Source organism: Streptomyces sp. MK7, assembly GCF_032658145.1.
Lineage (GTDB): Bacteria > Actinomycetota > Actinomycetes > Streptomycetales > Streptomycetaceae > Streptomyces > Streptomyces spiralis.
This window is the reverse complement of the sequence record NZ_JAVACL010000107.1, coordinates 1-3,778: the sequence shown is the minus strand read 5'-3', so window position 1 is coordinate 3,778 and position 3,778 is coordinate 1. Positions and strand designations below refer to the sequence as shown.

Here is a 3,778-nt window from a genome sequence, read left to right as displayed (position 1 = left end):
CGGGTGCCGCGGGCGGCGTCGACTCTGGTCTGCAACTCCTCCAGCAGCTCGTCGAGCCGCAATGACACCGGACCCCCGGTGTCATGCGCCACGGTAACGGTGCGGCGTGGAGCGACGGACACGGGACCCGGTGGCAGGTGGCCGAGTCGGCAAGTGACCAGGTGCGGCGGGACGACCCGGAGCCGGTACGGCCGCGGTGTCACGCCCGCTGTGCCACGACGGCCACCGGGCACTGGGCGTGGTGCAGCAGCGAGTGGGCCGTGCGGCCGAGCTGGAGGCCGAAGTGGCCCGTTCTGTGCCGCGCCCCGACGACCACCAGATCGGCGGCGGCCGAACGGTGCACGAGCGCCCGGTGCGCCGGCCCCTCGGCCGTCGCAGGGCGCACCCGTACCGCCGGATGGGCGGCGATCGCCTCGCTCAGCAGTTCCTCCAGTTCGGCGGTGGCCCGCTCCTCGGGCTCGCGGGCCGCTTCCCCGGCCGCCGTGCCGCCGCCGGCCGTCCTGAGCACGGGGCGCCGCCAGGCCCGTACCACGTCGAGGACGCAGCCGCGTGCCTCGGCCTCGCGGAAGGCGAACCGCACGGCCTCGCCGCTGGTGCCGGGCTCGCCGGCGCCGAGCAGGATCCGCTCGTGGGTGCCGGCCAGGCCGGCGGCGTCACCGCGCACCACGACCACCGGGCACTGGGCCCGGCCCGCCACGGCCAGCCCCACCGAGCCGAGGAGCAGCCCCTTCAGCTCGCCGCGCCCGCGGCATCCGGTGATCAGCGCGGAGGCGTGATTGCCCTCGCCCAGCAGGCCGGTCACCGCGTCCTCGGGGAGGACGTCGGTGGTCACCTTCACGTCCGGGCCGCGCAGCCGGGCCCGCTGTGCCGCGGAGGCGATCAGCTGCTCCGCCCTGAGCTGCTCCCAGGGACGGTCGGCACCGTCCGCCGGGGCGACGCCCTCGTAGCGCTCCCAGAGCGAGGCGTACACCAGCCGCAGCGGCAGAGCCCGCCGGGCGGCCTCGTCCACCGCCCAGTCGACCGCCGCCAGACTCGCGTCCGACCCGTCGACGCCCACGACCAGGGGCAGTTCCACCGTCTCCACCGCCTTTCGCCGCCCTGCCTCGTCGCTCACATCGCTCGGCAGGAGGTTCCGCTGCCACCGTCGCACCCCGCACGCCCGGGCGCGAGGGCGGTCCGCCCCCGTTTCGGGGACCTGCGGCCCATCGGCGCCGGCCGGGCCGAACGACCCTGGCGCCGGGGCGGTCCGTGTGGTGTCCTGAAAGCGGCGGGAAGGACCGCCCGGAAAGACGCGGAGAAGCGGCACCGGCCGCGCACCGCGCAATCAGGATCCGCGAGAAGCGGATGGTCCTTCCCGTCCTTTCGTGTCGTCCCTCCATGCTTTCGTGTCGTCCCTCCATGCCGCCCTTTTCGCGTCGCCCCTCTCGTGTCGTCCTTCGTCGTCCTTCCGTGTCGCCGCTCCCCGCCGCCCGGGCCGAAGGTCCCCGAAGCGGGTCCGTTCGGCCCGTGGCGCCGGTGCCCGCCCGGGCGGAGCCTGAAAGCAGCAGGCCCACGGCCTCGTCCGACGGGAACGAAGGGAGTCGGTGCGATGACCTCCACCACCACTCTGGCCACGGCACTGCCGGCCCGGCACCGCGAACGGCTCATGGATCTGGGCCGTGAGGTGTTCTTCGACGTCGGCAGCCGGCTGTTCGAGGAGGGTCGGCACGCCGACCGGTTCTGGATCGTCGAGACCGGTACCGTCGCCCTCGACCTGCACGTCCCCGGGCGCCGCCCCGCCGTCATCGAGTCCGTGGGACATGGAGAACTGCTCGGCTGGTCCTGGCACTTCCCGCCGTACGTGTGGCAGCTGGGCGCCGAGGCCATGAGCCCGGTCCGGGCCTACGAGTTCGACGCCGACGCCGTGCGGATGCTGTGCGCCGCGGATCCCGAGTTCGGTCGGGCGGTCGCCGTCTGGGTCGGGAAGGTGGTCGCGCACCGGCTGCACTCGGCCCGTGTCCGGCTCCTCGACCTCTACGCCCCGTACGGCAGCGGGACCAGGTGACGAGCGCGGCCTGAAGGGCCGCGCGAGCCATCGCACCGACACTCCGAGGAGGAGATCATGGACGGCAGCCCGCACATCGTGAGCGACGTGATGACGCACACCGTCGTGGCGGTGGGGCGCGACGCCCCGTTCAAGGACATCGTCGGCCTCATGGGGCAGTGGAAGGTCAGCGCGCTGCCCGTGCTGGAGGGCGAGGGCCGGGTGATCGGCGTCGTCTCGGAGGCCGATCTGCTGCCCAAGGAGGAGTTCCGCGACAGCGATCCCGACCGGTTCACGCAGCTGCGCCGCCTGTCCGACCTGGCCAAGGCGGGCGCGCTGACCGCCGGGGAACTGATGAGCAGCCCCGCCGTCACCGTCCACCCGGACGCCACCCTCGCCGAGGCGGCCCGGATCATGGCCCAGCGCAGGGTCAAGCGGCTGCCCGTGGTCAACGAGCAGGGCATGCTGGAGGGCGTGGTCAGCCGGGGGGACCTGCTGAAGGTCTTCCTGCGGACGGACGACGACATCGCCGAGGAAATCCGGCGGGAAGTCGTCGTCCCGCTCTTCCCCTCCCTCGCCGAACGGATCCAGGTGACGGTCTCCGACGGCCTCGTCACCCTCACCGGCCACATCAGGGACACCTCGCTCGTGCCGGTTGCCGCCCGGCTGGTGCGCGCCGTGGAAGGCGTCGTCGACGTCGAGTGCCGGCTGAGGAGCGACACGGCGCTCGCCGTGCCCGAGTGACATGGCGATGCGAACCTAGGGCATGACCCACACGAAGGCGGCGAAGCTGCCGCGCAAGACGTACGAGAAGGAACTGCTGCGCCTGCAGACGGAGTTGGTCCAGGTCCAGGAGTGGGTACGGGCGACCGGTGCCCGGCTGGTGGTGGTGTTCGAGGGGCGGGACGCGGCCGGCAAGGGCGGCACGATCAAGCGGCTGACCGAGCACCTCAATCCGCGCGTCGCCCGGATCGCGGCGCTGCCCAAGCCGACCGAGCGCCAGCGCACCCAGTGGTACTTCCAGCGGTACGTCGAGCAGTTGCCGGCCGCCGGGGAGATCGTGCTCTTCGACCGGTCCTGGTACAACCGGGCCGGAGTCGAGCGTGTGATGGACTTCTGCACCGAGGAGGAGTACCACCGGTTCCTGCACCAGTGCCCGGCCTTCGAGCGGATGCTCGTGGAGGACGGGATCCTGCTGCGCAAGTACTGGTTCTCGGTGAGCGACGCCGTGCAGGAGGAGCGCTTCCGGCGCCGTCTGGAGGACCCGCTGCGGCGGTGGAAGCTGTCGCCGATGGACCTGGAGTCGATCACCCGCTGGGAGGCGTACTCACAGGCCAAGGACGAGATGATGGCGCACACCGACATCCCCGAGTCGCCCTGGTACGTCGTGGAGAGCGACGACAAGCGCCGCGCGCGGCTGAACATGATCGCTCATCTGCTGAGCACCCTGCCGTACCACGACGTCTCGCCGCCCGTGCCGGAGCTGCCGGAGCGGCCGGAGCCGACCGGGTACGAGCGTCCGCCGCGCGATCTGCGGACCTACGTTCCCGATCACGCGGCGGACTTGTGAGCCGGCTCGTGAGCGGACCTGTGACCTGACGCCGGCGGCCGGCCCCTCGGCAGGTCCGGTGTCGGGCGCCGGTCTGCGGGAGTCCCGCCGTGGCGTGGGCGGGACTCCCGCCGCGGGGTCAGCTGCCGGACGGGGTGCCGGCGTCGCTCAGCGGCGCGTGCCAGACCAGCCTGGTCCCCCCGCCG

Annotated in this window: 4 protein-coding genes; 3 read left to right on the top strand and 1 reads right to left on the bottom strand. The window is 72.9% G+C overall.

The window, feature by feature from the left end; genetic code table 11:
* Nucleotides 1-199: 199 nt before the first annotated feature.
* On the bottom strand, nt 200-1,114 hold the full coding sequence (locus R2S09_RS39930) for a universal stress protein (RefSeq protein ID WP_316746174.1): 915 nt from the start codon (nt 1,112-1,114) through the stop codon (nt 200-202).
* A gap of 474 nt (nt 1,115-1,588) precedes the next feature.
* On the opposite strand from R2S09_RS39930, the gene R2S09_RS39925 reads away from it, so the two are divergent.
* From R2S09_RS39925 to ppk2, 3 genes are read left to right on the top strand one after another with little or no spacing between them, the layout of a single operon-like run.
* Nucleotides 1,589-2,044: a cyclic nucleotide-binding domain-containing protein gene (locus R2S09_RS39925; protein WP_316746172.1), complete on the top strand. Its 456-nt coding sequence runs from the start codon at nt 1,589-1,591 to the stop codon at nt 2,042-2,044.
* Nucleotides 2,045-2,101: 57 nt separating this feature from the next.
* Nucleotides 2,102-2,767 carry a CBS domain-containing protein gene (locus R2S09_RS39920; RefSeq protein WP_306193180.1) on the top strand — a complete coding sequence of 222 codons (666 nt, stop codon included), beginning with the start codon at nt 2,102-2,104 and terminating at the stop codon, nt 2,765-2,767.
* A gap of 22 nt (nt 2,768-2,789) precedes the next feature.
* Entirely contained in the window at nt 2,790-3,593 is an 804-nt protein-coding gene (gene ppk2, locus R2S09_RS39915; RefSeq protein WP_306193179.1) for a polyphosphate kinase 2, read from the top strand.
* Nucleotides 3,594-3,778 lie beyond the last annotated feature (185 nt).